The sequence below is a fragment of the Kitasatospora sp. NPDC096140 genome, from assembly GCF_040303045.1.
Taxonomy (GTDB): Bacteria; Actinomycetota; Actinomycetes; order Streptomycetales; family Streptomycetaceae; genus Kitasatospora.
On the sequence record NZ_JBEOUW010000012.1, the window covers coordinates 126,595 to 141,937 of the forward strand.

At 72.2% G+C, this 15,343-nt stretch carries 14 protein-coding genes and 1 pseudogene; 14 read left to right on the plus strand and 1 reads right to left on the minus strand.

What is annotated here, in order from left to right; translation table 11 throughout:
* Positions 1-41: 41 nt before the first annotated feature.
* Positions 42-266 (plus strand): annotated as a pseudogene (locus ABT048_RS15260) (co-chaperone GroES); the annotation flags it as partial.
* 242 nt (positions 267-508) lie between these two features.
* Positions 509-1,690, plus strand: a complete 1,182-nt coding sequence (locus tag ABT048_RS15265; protein WP_350521837.1) for a winged helix DNA-binding domain-containing protein — start codon at positions 509-511, stop codon at positions 1,688-1,690.
* A 10-nt stretch (positions 1,691-1,700) separates the two neighbouring features.
* Here ABT048_RS15265 and ABT048_RS15270 read toward each other — a convergent pair whose 3' ends face one another.
* Positions 1,701-4,040 carry a transglycosylase domain-containing protein gene (locus ABT048_RS15270; RefSeq protein ID WP_350521838.1) on the minus strand — a complete coding sequence of 780 codons (2,340 nt, stop codon included), beginning with the start codon at positions 4,038-4,040 and terminating at the stop codon, positions 1,701-1,703.
* Positions 4,041-4,365: 325 nt separating this feature from the next.
* Between ABT048_RS15270 and ABT048_RS15275 the strand changes: the two genes are divergently transcribed.
* From ABT048_RS15275 to ABT048_RS15330, 12 genes are all read left to right on the plus strand, one after another.
* Positions 4,366-5,229, plus strand: coding sequence for an ABC transporter permease (locus ABT048_RS15275; RefSeq protein WP_350521839.1), 864 nt, complete (start codon positions 4,366-4,368; stop codon positions 5,227-5,229).
* Complete coding sequence (locus ABT048_RS15280; protein WP_350521840.1) at positions 5,222-6,112, plus strand: ABC transporter permease; 891 nt, start codon at positions 5,222-5,224, stop codon at positions 6,110-6,112. The genes ABT048_RS15275 and ABT048_RS15280 overlap by 8 nt, the downstream gene beginning before the upstream one ends.
* Positions 6,113-6,139: 27 nt before the next feature.
* Positions 6,140-7,099, plus strand: a complete 960-nt coding sequence (locus ABT048_RS15285; RefSeq protein ID WP_350521841.1) for an ABC transporter ATP-binding protein — start codon at positions 6,140-6,142, stop codon at positions 7,097-7,099.
* A gap of 121 nt (positions 7,100-7,220) precedes the next feature.
* A complete protein-coding gene (locus ABT048_RS15290; RefSeq protein WP_350521842.1) occupies positions 7,221-8,516 on the plus strand; it encodes a DUF445 domain-containing protein in 1,296 nt (431 codons plus the stop codon).
* Positions 8,517-8,531: 15 nt separating this feature from the next.
* Positions 8,532-9,671: an adenosine deaminase gene (locus tag ABT048_RS15295; protein WP_402805108.1), complete on the plus strand. Its 1,140-nt coding sequence runs from the start codon at positions 8,532-8,534 to the stop codon at positions 9,669-9,671.
* Between the two features lie 195 nt (positions 9,672-9,866).
* Complete coding sequence (locus ABT048_RS15300; RefSeq protein WP_350521843.1) at positions 9,867-10,424, plus strand: YlcI/YnfO family protein; 558 nt, start codon at positions 9,867-9,869, stop codon at positions 10,422-10,424.
* Between the two features lie 92 nt (positions 10,425-10,516).
* On the plus strand, positions 10,517-11,356 hold the full coding sequence (locus ABT048_RS15305; protein WP_350521844.1) for a DUF4097 family beta strand repeat-containing protein: 840 nt from the start codon (positions 10,517-10,519) through the stop codon (positions 11,354-11,356).
* A complete protein-coding gene (locus ABT048_RS15310) occupies positions 11,356-12,282 on the plus strand; it encodes an ATP-binding cassette domain-containing protein (protein WP_350521845.1) in 927 nt (308 codons plus the stop codon). Before ABT048_RS15305 ends, ABT048_RS15310 begins: the two co-directional genes overlap by 1 nt.
* Positions 12,279-13,049, plus strand: a complete 771-nt coding sequence (locus tag ABT048_RS15315) for an ABC transporter permease (protein WP_350521846.1) — start codon at positions 12,279-12,281, stop codon at positions 13,047-13,049. Before ABT048_RS15310 ends, ABT048_RS15315 begins: the two co-directional genes overlap by 4 nt.
* Positions 13,050-13,156: 107 nt before the next feature.
* On the plus strand, positions 13,157-13,744 hold the full coding sequence (locus ABT048_RS15320) for a hypothetical protein (RefSeq protein ID WP_350521847.1): 588 nt from the start codon (positions 13,157-13,159) through the stop codon (positions 13,742-13,744).
* Positions 13,745-13,854: 110 nt separating this feature from the next.
* The gene (locus ABT048_RS15325; protein ID WP_350521848.1) at positions 13,855-14,199 is read left to right on the plus strand and encodes a hypothetical protein; all 345 of its coding nucleotides are present in this window, start codon (positions 13,855-13,857) and stop codon (positions 14,197-14,199) included.
* A 230-nt stretch (positions 14,200-14,429) separates the two neighbouring features.
* Entirely contained in the window at positions 14,430-15,134 is a 705-nt protein-coding gene (locus ABT048_RS15330) for a DUF5995 family protein (RefSeq protein WP_350521849.1), read from the plus strand.
* The last annotated feature ends 209 nt before the right edge of the window (positions 15,135-15,343 follow it).

A 15,343-nucleotide genomic window follows, 5' to 3' on the forward strand; every position in this document is an offset into this window, starting at 1 on the left:
TGCTGTTCCCCTTCAACGCAGCGAATCTTTTAGAAGTCTAGGCGACCGCGGAGCTGTCCAAGCGCTGCACCTGGGCCGAGGCGGTCGCGGTGGGCCAGAGCGTGCGCGCGGTGGAGCCGGGTGACCGGGTGCTGTACGACCCCGAGGACAAGCTGGAGGTCGAGGTCCGCGGCGCGACCTACGTGCTGCTGCGCGAGCGCGACCTGCACGCGGTCGCGGCCGCGCGGTTCGGTGACACCGAGGGTTCGACCGGGCTGTACCTGTGATCGGGCTGTACCTGTGATCGGTCTCCACCCGTGACCGGTCGGCGGCTGCGCGACCGGTTCCGGCCGGCCCGCTGGGCGCCCGCCGTCCCGGTGCGACGGGCTTCGGCCGACCGGCCGTGACTCACCGGGTCTGTCCGGCGTGGGTGGCACGGGCGGACGGCGCCGTTGCTCGCGGGGTTCGCGGAGCCGGCGGCCGGGAGCGCCGGACCGGTTGTGTCGGTGGGAGGCGTTAGGGTCCCGGCATGACGAGGCGTGTGCCGGTGATGGGTGACGGGGAGCGTCGGGCCCGGTTGGGCCGGCGGCAGTTGTTGGCGCCCTCGGTGCGGGTGGCGCGGGTGGAGGACGTGGCCGACGCGGTGGTCGGGTTGCACGCGACGGACGCGGCCACGGTGTACCTGTCGGCGTGCGCGCGGTTGGTCGAGCCTTCGGCGGCAGAGGTGGACCGGGCGCTGTACGAGGACGTCTCGCTGGTGAAGCTGCTGTCGATGCGGCGGACGATCTTCGCGGTGACGGAGGGCTTCGCCCCGTACGTGAGTTCGGCGGCGGCGCGGGCGATCGCGGCGAAGGAGCGGGCGACGCTGCTGAAGCACCTGCGGGACCACGCGGAGGGCTGGGACGAGGCGCGGCTGGCGGTGACGGAGCGCGAGGTGCTGGCCGCGCTCGCGGCGCGGGGTGAGGCGACGACGAAGGAACTCGGCGAGGACGTGCCGCAGTTGCGCGAGACGATGCTGATGTCGGCGGGCAAGGCGTACGAGGCGAAGCAGAGCGTGGGCAGCCGGCTGCTGCGGTTGCTGGCCTCGGACGGGCACGTGCGCCGCTGCCGTCCGCACGGTTCGTGGTTGAGCAGCAGCTATCCGTGGGCGCTGGTGCCGCAGTGGCCGGACGTGGCGGTGCGGGAGGCGAAGGCGGAGGTGGTGCGCCGCTGGCTGGCGGCGTACGGTCCGGCGACGGTCGAGGACGTGAAGTGGTGGACGGGCTGGACGTTGGGGGACGTCCGCAAGGCGCTGGCGGACGTCGGTGCGCGGGACGTGGAGCTGGCGGGCGGTGCGGCCGGGCTGGTGCTGCCGGGCGATGACGCTCCGGTGGCGGAGCCGGAGCCGTGGGCGGCGCTGTTGCCCGCGCTGGACCCGGCGGTGATGGGTTGGCGGGGGCGGGACTGGTACCTGCGGCCGGAGGACGTGCCGTCGCTGTTCGACCGGGCGGGGAACGCCGGGCCGACGGTGTGGTGGTGCGGCGAGGTGGTGGGCGGCTGGGCGCAGCGGGCGGACGGTGAGCTGGTGTGGCGGTTGTTCCGGGATGTCGGGGTTGAGGCGGAGCGGGCGGTCGCGGCGGAGGCGGAGCGGTTGGCGGGCTGGTTGGGGGAGGTGCGGGTGACGCCGCGGTTCCGGACGCCGGTGGAGCGGGAGTTGGTGGCGGGGCGGTAGTCCGCCGGGTTCACGGGGTGGGTGTCGCCGCGGGGTGGGTGGCGGGTCCGCCGGTGGCGGTGGGTGGGTCGGTGGGCTTGGGCGGTGGGGTCTGGGTGGGCCTGGTGGTGGGGCTGGGTTGTTCGTGGGTGGTGGTGGGCTGGGGGGCCGGCGGGCTGGGCGCGGTCGGGCCGGGTGCGGGGTTGCCGGTGGCGGCGGGGGGTGCGCTGGGGGCGTGGGTGGGGATGGTGGTGATGAGTCCGGGGATGGTGGCGCTGGGTGCTGCGGGGCCGGGGTGCGGGGTGGCGCCGGTGTTCGGGGGTGTGCTGCCGGTGGTGGTGGGCCAGGTGTCGGTGCCGGGGGTGTCGTGTCCGCTTTGTAGGTCGAACTGTCGGGTGGGGGTGCCGTCGAGGGCGGCGGTCATGTAGGCGGTCCAGATCTTGGTGGGGATGGTGCCGCCGTTGATCCGGGTGAGTCCGGCGGTGCCGGCGAGTGGTTCCTTGGCGTGGGTTTTCGGGTTCTCGCGGAACAGGCCGACGGTGGTGGTGAGTTCGGGGGTGTAGCCGGCGAACCAGGCGGAGAGGTTGGAGTCGGTGGTGCCGGTCTTGCCGGCGGCGGGGCGGCCGAGGTCGAGGGCGGCGGCGCCGGTGCCGCGGGGGCTGACGACGTCGCGCAGGACGTCGGTGACGGAGTCGGCGACGGTGCGTTCGACGGCGTCGGTGGGGTTGTGTTCGGGCATCTTGGGGACGTCGACGGCGCCGCCGGGGGCGACGCGTTCGAGTTTGAGGACGGACCACGGGGTGTGTGCCTGGCCGTGGTTGGCGAGGGTGGCGTAGGTGCCGGCCAGGTCGAGGGCGCTGGGGGTGGCGGTGCCGAGGGTCATCGAGGTGTTGGCCGGGTCCATGCCGCGGACGCTGTCGGGGATGCCGAGTTTGACGGCGGTGTCCCGGACGCGGGCGAGTCCGGCGTCGACGCCTTCCTGCGCGTACACGGAGTTGACGGACTTCACCATGGCGTAGCGCAGGGTGATGTTGCCGTAGTCGGTGTCGTCCTCGTTGGGTGGTGCGTACGGGGTGGGGCCGCCGGTGACGGGGCGTTCGCTGGTGCCGTCGTAGTGGGACTCGGTGGTGATCGGGCGTCCGTCGAGGGTGTGTTGGGCGAGGAGGCCGGCGGCGAGGTCGATCGGTTTGAAGGTGGAGCCGATCTGGTTGTCCTGGCGGAGGGCGTCGTTGTAGGGCTGTTTGGCGTAGTCGGGGCCGCCGTAGACGGCGACGACGCGGCCGGTGGCGGGTTCGACGGAGGCGCCGGAGACGCGGACGTCGGTGTCGGTGGTGGGGCGGGATCCGGGGTCGAGGTCGCCGGCGAGTTCGTCCTGGACGGCTTTGGTGAAGGCGTCCTGTCGGGGTTTGTCGAAGGTGGTGGTGATGCGCCAGCCGCCGGCCTTGAGGGTGGCGGCGTCGATGGTGCCGGAGGAGATCAGGTAGTCGTCGGCGACGCCGACGAGGTAGCCGGCCTGGCCGGAGAGTCCGGTGGTGGGTTGGGGGTCGATCGGGTCGGGGAAGGTGGCGGCGGTGCGGTCGGCGGTGGTGAGGAAGCCGAGTTGGACCATGCCGTCGAGGGTGTAGTTCCAGCGGGCGACGGCTTTTTCGCGGTTGGCGGGGGTGGCGGTCTTGACGTCGTAGAGGCTGGGGGCCTGGAGGAGGGAGGCGAGGTAGGCGCTCTGGGTGAGGGTGAGGCCGGAGACGTCGACGCCGTAGTAGGCGTGGGCGGCGCTCTGGATGCCGTAGGCGCCGCGGCCGTAGTAGCTGCTGTTGAGGTATCCGGCGAGGATGTCCTTCTTGTCGCGCTGTTGGTCGACCTTGAGGGCGATGAGGAGTTCGCGGCCCTTGCGTTCGATGGTCTGGTTCTGGGTCAGGTAGTAGTTCTTGACGTACTGCTGGGTGATGGTGGAGCCGCCTTGCATGCCCTTGCCGGTGAGGGTGTTCCAGCCGGCCCGGATCATGCCTTTCAGGTCGATGCCGCGGTTCTGGTAGAAGGTCCGGTCCTCGGCGGAGACGGCGGCCTGCTGGGTGTGCAGCGGGATCTGGTCGATGGTGACGTCGGTGCGGTTGACGGCGCCGGTGCGGGCGATCTCGGTGGTGCCGTCGGCGTAGAGGTAGATGTTGTTCTGGGCGACGGCGTGGGCGTTGGGGTCGGGTACGGGGACGATGACGTAGAGCACGGCGAAGCTGCCGACGGCGAGCAGGAACAGTGCGGTGAGCGTGCCGAGGGTGATGCGCCAGGTGGGCAGGAGCCGGCGCCAGAGCGGGAGGGCGCGGCGGGCCTCGCGGCGGGCGGCCCGTTTGGCCTGGCGTCGGGTGCTCAAGGTCATGCCGTGATTATGTGCTATTTGACGTCGGATCAGCGGTGTGTGGGCGGCTGACGTGGGCTGTTGTGTGCTTCGGCTGCTGCTTCTGGCGCCGGGGTGCGGGGGCTGTTGCGGGTGCCGTTGTGAGTGCCGTTGCGAGTGGCGGAAAACCGGGTGCGGGCGTGGGTGCCCGGAGGTACGGTGAAAGATGCGAACTTCATAGCGCGCCCACTTCGTCAGCTCCGCTTGTCCGGCCCGGTACCCCCGGGTTCGGCCGGTCGGAGCCGCTGGGGTGTGTGCGGACGCGTGCGGGCACTCCTGTGCCCGTATTTGTCGACAAGGAGACAATATGCTGAACGCTGCCCCCGCCGAGGCGCGGCCCCCCGATCCCGGGGCGGCCCTCGCCGCCTCCCTCGGGCTGTACGCGGCCGTCGCCCGCGGTGCCTTCCGCCGCTACTCCACCTACCGGGCCGCCACCCTGGCCGGCACCTTCACCAACACCGTCTTCGGCATCATCCTCGCCTCCTCCTTCCTCGCCCTCTGGCAGGCCCGCCCCCACCTCGGCGGCTACGACCAGAGCCAGGCCGTCACCTACATCTGGGTCAGCCAGGGTCTGCTGGTCACCGTCGCCGTGTGGGGCGGCGGCTTCCAGGACGACCTCCAGGACCGCTTCCGCAGCGGGGACATCGCCGTCGACCTCTACCGCCCCGTCGACTTCCAGGGCTGGTGGCTGGCCGGCGACCTCGGCCGGGCCGCCTTCCAACTGCTGGTCCGCGGCACCGTGCCGCTGCTCGTGGGCGCCCTGGTGTTCCGCACCCGGATGCCAGAACACCCGCTGACCTGGGTGTTCTTCCTGCTCTCGGTGCTGCTCGCGGTGGTGGTCAGCTTCGGGCTGCGCTTCCTGGTCTCGATCACCGGTTTCTGGCTGCACGACTCCGAGGGCGTGCGCGCGGTGATGCTGGTGGTCTCGATGTTCTTCTCCGGGATGCTGCTGCCCATCGCGCTGTTCCCCGGCCTGCTCGGCGACCTCGGCGCGGTGCTGCCCTGGGCGGCGCTGATCAAGGAGCCGACGGACGTCTTCCTGGAACGCGCGAGCGGCGGCGGGCTGCTCGGCGCGTTCGGCTTCCAGCTCGCGTGGGCGGCCGCGCTGCTCGCCGCCGGGCGGGGCGCACAGTGGCTCGCGACCCGCCGGGTGGTGGTGCAGGGTGGCTGAGCACCTCGTGGCCGGGCCCCGCCCGGACGGACACCGCGCGGCCGGCCCGCCGCCCGTACGGGAGCGCCTCGTCCCCCGCACCGCCTGGGCGGTCCGCTCCTGGTGGCTGTGCGCGCGGATGTGGATGCGCTCGATGATGGCCTACCGGGCCTCGTTCGCACTGAACCTGCTGGCGAGCCTGGTCACCCACTCCCTCGACTTCGTCGTGCTGGTGATCATGTTCCGGCACACCGACCGGCTCGGCGGCTGGACCCTGCCGGAGATCGCCTTCCTCTACGCCACCGCGACCTTCTCCCTCGGCGTCGCCAACCTGCTGGTCGGCTCGGCCGACGGCCTCGGCGTACGGATCGTCAACGGCACGCTGGACACCATGCTGATCCGCCCCGCGCCCGCGCTCTCCCAGCTGTGCGCCGAACGCTTCTCGCTGCGCCGGCTCGGCCGGCCGCTGCAGGCCGCGGCGGTGCTCGTCTGGTCGCTGGCCGCCCTGGACGTGCACTGGACCTGGGACCGGGTGCTGCTGGTGCCCGTCCTGCTGGTCTGCGGCAGCGTCATCTTCGGCGCGATCTACATCGGCGGCGCCACCGTCCAGTTCTGGTGGGGCGAGTCCAAGGAGATCCAGAACTCCTTCACCTACGGCGGGGCGACACTGCTCCACTACCCGCCGACCATCTTCGCCAAGGAACTGGTCGCCGGAGTGGTCTTCGGCGTGCCGCTGGCCTTCGTCAACTGGCTGCCGGCCCTGCGCATCCTCGGCCGGCCCGATCCGCTCGGCCTGCCCACCGCCTTCCAGTACGCCTCCCCGGTCGCCGCCGCGGTCTGCGTCGCCGCCGCCGGGCTCGCCTGGCGCGCCGGGCTGCGCGCCTACCGCGGCACCGGCAGCTGAAACCCCCGTCGCCTTCGAGGAGCTTCCATGGCACTGATCGAACTCCAGGACGTCCGGCGCAGCTTCACCGTACGGGCCCGCGCCGGCCGGTTCAGCCGCACCAAGCGCGAGGTGCGCGCGGTGGACGGGCTCAGCTTCACCGTCGACGCCGGCGAGTGCGTCGGCTACATCGGGCCCAACGGGGCCGGCAAGTCCACCACCATCAAGATGCTCACCGGCATCCTCGTCCCCAGCTCGGGGCGGCTGCGCGTGGCCGGGGTCGACCCGGCCCGCGAACGCGTCGCGCTGGCCCGTCGGATCGGCGTCGTCTTCGGGCAGCGCACCACCCTCTGGTGGGACCTCCCGCTGCGCGACTCCTTCGAACTCGCCCGCCGGATCTACCGCATCCCCGACGTGCGGTACCGCGAGAACCTCGACCGCTGCGTCGAACTGCTCGACCTGGCGGGCCTGCTGGACACCCCCGTGCGCCAGCTCTCGCTCGGCCAGCGGATGCGCGGCGACCTCGCGGCCGCACTGCTGCACGACCCTCAGGTGCTCTACCTGGACGAGCCGACCATCGGCCTGGACGTGGTCAGCAAGGGCAAGGTGCGCGAGTTCCTGCGCGAGGTCAACCGCGACCGGGGCACCACCGTGCTGCTCACCACCCACGACCTGACCGACATCGAGCAGCTCTGCGGCCGGGTCATGGTGATCGACCACGGCCGGGTGGTGTACGACGGCGGGCTGGAGGGCCTGCACACCACCGGGCGCAGCGAGCGGACGCTGGTGGTGGACCTCGCCGAGTCCCGGGCCCCGATCGAGGTGGCCGGGGCGCGGGTGGTCAAGGTCGAGGGGCCCCGCCAGTGGCTGGCCTTCCCGGCGCAGCAGAGCGCCGCGCCGATCGTGGCGGCGGTCGCGGAGCGGTACCCGCTGGTGGACCTGTCGGTGCGTGAGCCGGCCATCGAGGACGTGATCGCCCGGATGTACGCCGAGGTGGCGATCGGCTGAGCGGCGCGCCGCCCGCGCCTCCCGGCCGCCGTGCCGCCCGCACGGCGGCCGGGAGCGGTCCCGGGGCGCGTGATCGCGGGGGACGCCCCCGTACGCGCCGGGTACCGGGCAGACTGGCGGGGTGAGTGACGATGCCTTCCGCGGGACCGGCCCCGGGTTCCGGTTCACCGCGGCCGACGAGCAGAAGAGACGCGGCGTCCGCCGGATGAAGACCATCGCGACCGGCCTGCTGGCCTTCGCGACCCTGGTCTTCGCCCTCTCCACCTGGGCCGATGCGGCCGGTGCCGGTTCCTGGGCCGGCTACGTGGCGGCCGCCGCGGAGGCGGGCATGGTGGGCGCGCTGGCCGACTGGTTCGCGGTGACCGCGCTGTTCCGCCGCCCCTTCGGCCTGCCGATCCCGCACACCGCGATCATCCCGACCAAGAAGGACGCCTTCGGCCGCTCGCTGGGCGACTTCGTCGGCGAGAACTTCCTCTCCGGCCAGGTGGTGCGCGGGCGACTCGCGGCGCTCGGCATCGGCCGCCGGCTGGGGGAGTGGCTGGCCGCGCCGGGCAGTGCCGAGCGGGTCACCAAGGAGGCCTCGGCGGCGCTGCGCGGCCTGCTCGCGGTGCTCCGCGACGACGACGTGCGGGCGGTCGTCGCCGAGGCGGTGACCCGGCGGGCGGCCGCGACCTCGGTGGCCGAGCCGATGGGCCGGATGCTCGGCAAGGTGGTCGCCGACGGCGGGCACCACGGTGTGGTGGACCTGGTGGCGGTCCGGGCGCACGGCTGGCTCACCGCCAACCACGAGGAGGTGGTGCAGAAGGTCACCCAGAAGACGCCGGGCTGGACGCCCAGGTTCATCGACCACCAGGTCGGCGAGCGGGTCTACAAGGAGCTGCTGCGCTTCGTCACCGACATCCGGGACGACCCCGACCACCCGGCCCGCGGCGCGATCGACAACTTCCTCGTCGACTTCGCGGCCGAGCTGCAGACCGACCCGGAGACCATCGCCCGGGTCGAGCGGGCCAAGGGCGAGCTGCTGGCCCGCCCCGAGGTGCAGGAGCTGATCAACTCCACCTGGGCGGCCGTGCGCGGCCTGGTGATGGGCGCGGCCGAGGACGAGGACAGCGAGCTGCGCCGGCGCATCCGCGAGGGTGTGCGCCGCTTCGGCGAGCGCCTGGCCACCGAGCCCAAGCTGCAGGCCAAGGTGGACGGCTGGGTGCAGGACGCCGCGCAGTACCTGGTCGACACCTACCGGGCCGAGATCACCTCGCTGATCTCGGAGACGGTGGCGGGCTGGGACGCCGACGAGGCCTCCCGCAAGATCGAGGCCAACGTCGGCCGCGACCTGCAGTTCATCCGGATCAACGGCACCGTGGTCGGCGCCCTGGCCGGGCTGCTGATCCACACCGTGACGGTCGCGCTCGGAGGATGAGCCGGGAGTCGGCCTATGCTTGCCAGCACAGTCGGAACGCGCGTAGAGGCGCGGAGAAGGAAGAAGGGCACCGCCGTGGTCCAGCCGGACGGAAGTCGGATCGGAAACCCCACCGGGAACACCGGTAGCAGCAGCGGCATCGAGGCGTTCATCGCCGGGATGCCCAAGGCGGAACTGCACGTCCACCACGTCGGCTCGGCCTCGCCGCGCGTCGTCGCCGAACTGGCCGCCCGGCACGCCGGGCAGTCCAAGGTGCCGACCGACCCGGCGGCGCTCGCCGAGTACTTCACCTTCACCGACTTCGCGCACTTCATCGACGTGTACCTGAGCGTGGTGGACCTGGTCCGCGACGCCGAGGACGTCCGGGCGCTGACCTACGGCGTGGCCGAGGACATGGCGCGCCAGAACATCCGGTACGCCGAGCTGACCATCACCCCGTACTCCTCGGTCAAGCGCGGCATCCCCGACGTCGCCTTCATGGAGGCGATCGAGGACGCCCGGCTGCGCGCCGAGAAGGAACTCGGCGTCGTGCTGCGCTGGTGCTTCGACATCCCGGGCGAGGCCGGTCTGGAGTCGGCCGAGGTGACCGCCCGGCTGGCCACCGAGCTGGCCCCCGAGGGCCTGGTCAGCTTCGGCCTGGGCGGCCCGGAGATCGGCGTGCCGCGCCCGCAGTTCAAGCCGTACTTCGACCGGGCGCGGGCGTCCGGCCTGCGCAGCGTCCCGCACGCGGGCGAGACCACCGGGCCGCAGACGGTCTGGGACGCCATCCGGGAGCTCGGTGCCGAGCGCATCGGGCACGGCACCCAGGCGGTCAAGGACCCGGCGCTGCTCGACTACCTGGGCGAGCACCGGATCCCGCTGGAGGTCTGCCCGACCTCCAACATCGCCACCCGGGCCGTGGAGCGGATCGAGGAGCACCCGATCAAGCAGATGGTGGACTCGGGCCTGCTGGTGACGGTCAACAGCGACGACCCGCCGATGTTCGGCACCGACCTCAACACCGAGTACGCGGTGGCGGCGCGGCTGCTGGGCCTGGACGAGGCCGGGGTGGCGGGTCTGGCCCGCAACGCGGTCGAGGCCTCCTTCCTGGACACGGCCGGCAAGGCCCGGCTGGTCGGCGAGATCGACGCCTACCTGGCGGGCTGGCAGCGCTGACCCTCCCCGCGGGGCCGACGCCCCCGTCGTGAACCGCCCCGTCGACCTCGGTCGGCGGGGCGGTTCGGTTTCGGCGGGGCGGTTCACGTTTCGGCGGGGTGGTTCCCGTTCGGTGCCGCACCCCTCCGGCCGATGGTGCCAAAGTGGTGCCACAAGTGACTCGACATGGCGCCATCCCTGTGCCATGCTTGAGCCATGGACCTCACGCCGTACGTCGAAAACCTCCGGAACGAGCTCGCGGTGGCCGCTGCCGCCGGCGGGGACGAAGCCCGCGCGCTGGCCGACCGGCTGACGCTCCCGCTGGAGTCGGCCGTACGGCTCACCCTGCTCAACGCGCTCTCGGCCGCCATGGGCGAGGTCACCCGCGACCTCGCGCCGGGCTCGGTGGACGTGCGCCTGCGCGGGCTTGACCCGGAGTTCGTGGTGACCGCTCCGCCCGGTTCCGACAGCTTCCACGGCGACGCGCCGACGGCGGTGCCACCGATGCCGCCCGTGGTGCCATCGGTGGTGTCGGCGGTGCCGGAGTCGGACGAGAGCGGCACCGCCCGGATCAACCTGCGCCTGCCCGCCAACCTCAAGGCCCGGGCGGAGGAGGCCGCCGGACAGGAGGGCGTCTCCCTCAACGCCTGGCTGGTCCGGGCCGTCGCCGGCGCCCTGGAGGGCGGCCGCCAGCCGGCCCGCCCGGTCGCCGACCCCGGCGCCCGAGCCCCGCGCGGCGTCGGCGGCCAGGGCTTCACCGGCTGGGTCCACTGACGCCTGCGCACGACCCACACCCCTGCACCTTCGACGTCACCCCCGCTCCGACCAGCGGGAACACCTACACGAGCCAAGAGGACGGGACAGCCATGCCTACGTACGAGACCGACGGACCGATCTCCGCGACCCTGGAGTTCGAGATCGGCTCGGTGTGGATCCGCGCGAGCAAGCGCACCGACACCGCGGTCGAGATCCGCCCCGCCAACGCGGCCAGGGACGCCGACATCAAGGCCGCCGGGCTGACCCAGGTCGACTTCTCCGGCGGTCGGCTCACCATCAAGGGCCCCAAGCAGCGCACCGTGTTCTCCAACAAGAAGGGCTCGATCGAGGTCGTCGTCGAACTGCCGGCCGGCTCCGAGGTGCACGCCGAGTCCCCGATGGCGGACTTCGTTACCGAGGGCCCGCTCGGCGACTGCCGGGTGAAGGCCTCCATGGGCCGGATCCAGGTCGACCGGGCCGAGAACGTGCGGCTCAAGACCGACCACGGGGACATCCGGCTCGGCGCGGCCACCGGCGACGCCGAGGTGTTCGGGGCCGGCCGGATCGAGGTCGGCACCGTCGAGGGCCGGCTCACGGTCAAGAACAGCAACGGCGACACCGAGATCGACGAGGTGCACGGCGAGCTGGCGGCCAACGCCTCCAACGGCCGGATCCACGTCGGCGACGCCGGGGCGGGAGTGGACGCCAAGACGGCGAACGGCCACATCCGGATCGGCCGGGTGGTCCGGGGCAAGGTCACCGTGCAGTCCGGCGTCGGGGACGTGGAGGTCGGCATCGCGGAGGGCACGGCGGCCTGGCTCGACGTGCACAGCAAGTTCGGCGCCGTCCGCAACACCCTCGGTGCGGCCGAGGGCCCGGGCGAGGCCCGGGAGACCGTCGAGGTCCGCGGCCAGACCCAGGTCGGCAGCATCACCATCCGGAGGGCCTGATGGCGGCGATCTCCGCCGTCGGGCTGACCAAGTCCTACGGGGACAAGGCCGTCCTCAAGGGCATCGACCTGGACATCCCGGCGGGCAGCGTGTTCGCGCTGCTCGGGCCCAACGGCGCCGGCAAGACCACCACCGTGCAGATCCTCTCCACCCTGGTCCCCGCCGACGGCGGCTCCGCCCGGGTGGCCGGACACGACGTGGCCCGGCAGGCCGACGGGGTGCGGAAGGCGATCGGGGTGACCGGCCAGTTCTCGGCCGTGGACAACCTCCTCACCGCCGAGGAGAACCTGATGCTGATGGCCGACCTCAACCACCTCCGCCGTCGGGAGGGGCGGAGGCGGGCCGAGGACCTGCTGCGGGCGTTCGAACTCACCGACGCGGCGCGTAAGCCCGTCGCCACCTTCTCCGGCGGCATGCGGCGCAAGCTCGACCTGGCGATGACCCTGGTCGGCGACCCGGAGGTGATCTTCCTCGACGAGCCGACCACCGGGCTGGACCCGCGCAGCCGGCGCACGATGTGGGAGATCATCCGCGGACTGGTCGCCGACCACGGGGTGACGATCCTCCTCACCACCCAGTACCTGGACGAGGCCGACCAGCTCGCCGACCGGATAGCCGTCCTGGACGGCGGGCGGATCGTCGCCGAGGGCACCGCCGAGGAGCTCAAGCGGATCGTCCCCGGCGGGCGGATCCGGCTCCAGTTCGCCGACGCCCGCCAACTGGCCGCCGCCACCACGCTGTTCGACTACGCCGCCGCCGACACCGAGGCACTGCGGCTGGACATCCCGGGGGACAACTCCGTCCTCACGGTGAAGGCCGTGCTGGACGCCCTCGACAACGCCTCCGTACGGGCCGAGTCGCTGGTCGTGGAGACGGCCGATCTGGACGACGTGTTCCTCACGCTCACCGGGGAGGGCGCGCGATGAGCGCGACGACGAGCTACGCGGTCAGCGACTCGCTGACCATGCTGCGCCGCAACCTGAAGCGCGCGCAGCGGTACCCGGCGATGACCTTCTCGGTCGTGGTGATGCCGGTGATGATGCTGGCGCTCTTCAACTACGCCTTCGGGGGCGCGCTGGGAGCGGGGATCGGGGGCGGCAGCTACATCGACTACGTGACGCCGGGGATCGTCCTGATGACGGCGACGGCGGGCTCGGTCGCCACGGCGGTCGGCGTCTGCGTCGACATGACGGAGGGCATCGTCAACCGCTTCCGGACGATGTCGATCTCGCGGTCGGCGTTCCTCGCCGGACACGTGGTCGGCAGCGTGGTCCAGACGATGATCGCCCTGCTGCTGGTGATCGGCGCGGCCTTCGCGATGGGGTTCCGGTCGAGTGCCGGGCCGCTGGAGTGGCTGGCGGCCGCGGGCCTGCTGATGTTCGTCACGCTGGCGCTGACCTGGATATCGGCGGGCATCGGGCTGGTGTCCAAGACCCCGGAGAGCGCGAGCAACACGCCGCTGCCGCTGACCTTCCTGCCCTTCATCGGCAGCGCGATCGTCCCGCCCGACTCCATGCCGACGGTGCTGCGCTGGTTCGCCGAGTACCAGCCCTTCACACCGATCATCGAGACCCTGCGCGGCCTGCTGACGGGCACCGGGATCGGCACCAGCGGGTGGAGCGCCCTCGCCTGGTGCGCCGGACTGACGCTGCTCGGCTACCTCTGGTCGCGGAGCGTCTTCCACCGGCGGTGACGGGGGTACGGCCGGCGGCCGCGGCCCGGGTGACGGAACCACCGTCGCCCGGGCCGCAGGGTGTGCCCGTAGTAAAGTCCGGGCAAAAGTTCACCCAGGGGGAGCACATGGCAGTGGTCGCGTGGCACAGACGGATCGAGTGGTGGTTCAGGGGGGCGGCGCTGGTCGCGTTCCTGGCGTACCTGTCGGGCCACCAAGCCTCCCGCTCGGGCGGGCTGGTGGAGGTCGAGCGCTGGCTGAACCACCCGGTGCTGCTGCTCGGGGCGGCAGCGGTGATGCTCATGGTGTCGATGCTGGTCCAGTTCGAGTTCCGAGAGCGGTGGGCGCAGCTCGGCTGCGCCGCCATCCTGTCCCCGCTCATCATGGTCTCGGTGGCGATCGGTGCCGTCACCTACTTCCTCGGCGGCGACGGCCGGTTGATGGAGCGCAAGCCCGATCCGGGCAACCCCGAGCACGTCCTGACCATCACCGACATGGCCTTCTCCATCGACCCGGTCTACCGCGTGGAGCTGCTGACCGGCAGCGGTTGGACGGCCCGCCACTGGAACCTGGGCACCTGGGACGACGGCGACGGCTTCCTGCGGGCCGAGTGGTCCGGGTCGAACCGGATCACGGTGATCACGAGGAACGAGATCAGGGAGTACCCGGTCAAGCGGGACGGCCGACTGGGCGAGCCGGAGGTCACGCCCCGCTAGGTGCCCCGGAGTTGCCGTGTGGGCTGTGGGCTGCGGGTGCGGGTGCGGGTGCGGGTGCGGGCTGCCGGGTACGGGTGGGGCTGCGAGGGTGGCGTCGCCATACTGGCGGGATGGAACCCGAGCGCTGCCCCGACCTCGTTCCCGGCCTCGGCCCCGACGCCGGGCCCGACCTCGGCCTTGATGATGCCGAGGGGAGTGCCGAGCAGCCCGGCCTGGACGAGATCGAGCGCTGGTTCGCCGCCGTGGCGGACGGCCGGGTCAGTCGGGACGAGGCCGATCGCTGGGCGGGACGCTGGTTCCTCGACGACGAACTGCGCTGGGACGAGCTGTCCCTGTGGGCGCTGGGCCTGTTGTACGGCATCGACCTGCCGGCCGGGCCCGGCGGACCGTACCTGCACGACGACGCGCAGGTACGGGGGTGGCTGGCCGAGTTGAGGCGCCGCCGCGGCCGGTGAGGGCGGTGACGTCGGGTGTCGGGCGCCGGCTGTCAGGTGCCGGGGCCGGGGCCGGTGCCGGTGCCGGTGCCGGGTCGAGGCGCACCGCGCAGGCGGCGAGGACGTCGACCGGCGTGAATGTGCGGGCTCCGTCGCAGAGCCTCCCCGGCTTCCGGTGGTCCGTGCACTATCTTTCGTGCTCGTGTCGACATGTTCCGTAATCGCACGATCCGCCCCACGGAAGGCCTGTGATGACCGCCCAACTCCCCACCACCATCGACGGGGTGATCTCCCGCATGGAGGAGATCGACGCCGAACTCGACCGCCACGACGGCGTGGCCTGCTTTAACCGCGTCTATCTGAAGGTCACCAAGTTGGTCAAGGAGCACGTCACCGCCGGGACCTTCAAGGACCCCGCGTTCCTTGAGCGGATGGACGTGATCTTCGCCGGGCACTACCTCAAGAACGTCGACGCGGCCAAGGCCGGCCGTCCGACCGAACTGCCCTGGCAGCCGCTGTTCGAGGCGCGCGGCAACCGGGTCATCTGGCCGATCCAGTTCGCCCTGGCCGGCATGAACGCCCACATCAACCACGACCTCGCCCTGGCCGTCGTGGAGACCTGCAAGGAGCGGAGCACGGCCCCGGAAGTCGCGCCGGTCCACGAGGACTTCGAGAAGGTCAACGACCTGCTCGCCAGTGTCGAGGCGGAGATCCGGGCCGAGTTCGAGCTGCAGATCGTCAAGGTCGCCACCGCGCCGGCCGAGCAGCTCAAGCACGCCGTCGCCGCCTTCAGCATGTCGTCGGCCCGCGAGGTCGCCTGGCTCAACGCCACCCAGCTCTGGGAGGCGCGGAACAACCCCGTCAAGTACCAGGTCCAGCTGACCGCCATGGCCGGGGCGGTGAACGCCACCAGTCGCATGATCCTCGCCCCGGTCGTTCCGCCGCCGGCCGACTAGCGTTCGGAGCCCGACCGCCCGCGCCTGCCCGCCCGTTCCACCCACCTGCTCGCAGCGCCCGCCGGTCCGGCCATCCGCCTGTCCGCCTGTCCGACTGTCCGGCCACCGGCCACCGGCCTGTCCGGACGCCCGCTCGACCCGCCCGCCCGGCTTCCGGGCGGGCGGGTCCTTCGTCGAGGGCGGGCTGGTCCCGCCGTGAGCCGCCGCCG

Coding starts and splice junctions, on each gene's coding strand:
- ABT048_RS15305 (WP_350521844.1), top strand. CDS start 10,517: ATGCCTACGTACGAGACCGACGGACCGATCTCCGCGACCCTGGAGTTC.
- ABT048_RS15300 (WP_350521843.1), top strand. CDS start 9,867: ATGGACCTCACGCCGTACGTCGAAAACCTCCGGAACGAGCTCGCGGTG.
- ABT048_RS15320 (WP_350521847.1), top strand. CDS start 13,157: ATGGCAGTGGTCGCGTGGCACAGACGGATCGAGTGGTGGTTCAGGGGG.
- ABT048_RS15285 (WP_350521841.1), top strand. CDS start 6,140: ATGGCACTGATCGAACTCCAGGACGTCCGGCGCAGCTTCACCGTACGG.
- ABT048_RS15270 (WP_350521838.1), bottom strand. CDS start 4,040: ATGACCTTGAGCACCCGACGCCAGGCCAAACGGGCCGCCCGCCGCGAG.
- ABT048_RS15330 (WP_350521849.1), top strand. CDS start 14,430: ATGACCGCCCAACTCCCCACCACCATCGACGGGGTGATCTCCCGCATG.
- ABT048_RS15310 (WP_350521845.1), top strand. CDS start 11,356: ATGGCGGCGATCTCCGCCGTCGGGCTGACCAAGTCCTACGGGGACAAG.
- ABT048_RS15275 (WP_350521839.1), top strand. CDS start 4,366: ATGCTGAACGCTGCCCCCGCCGAGGCGCGGCCCCCCGATCCCGGGGCG.
- ABT048_RS15315 (WP_350521846.1), top strand. CDS start 12,279: ATGAGCGCGACGACGAGCTACGCGGTCAGCGACTCGCTGACCATGCTG.
- ABT048_RS15295 (WP_402805108.1), top strand. CDS start 8,532: ATGCTTGCCAGCACAGTCGGAACGCGCGTAGAGGCGCGGAGAAGGAAG.
- ABT048_RS15265 (WP_350521837.1), top strand. CDS start 509: ATGACGAGGCGTGTGCCGGTGATGGGTGACGGGGAGCGTCGGGCCCGG.
- ABT048_RS15325 (WP_350521848.1), top strand. CDS start 13,855: ATGGAACCCGAGCGCTGCCCCGACCTCGTTCCCGGCCTCGGCCCCGAC.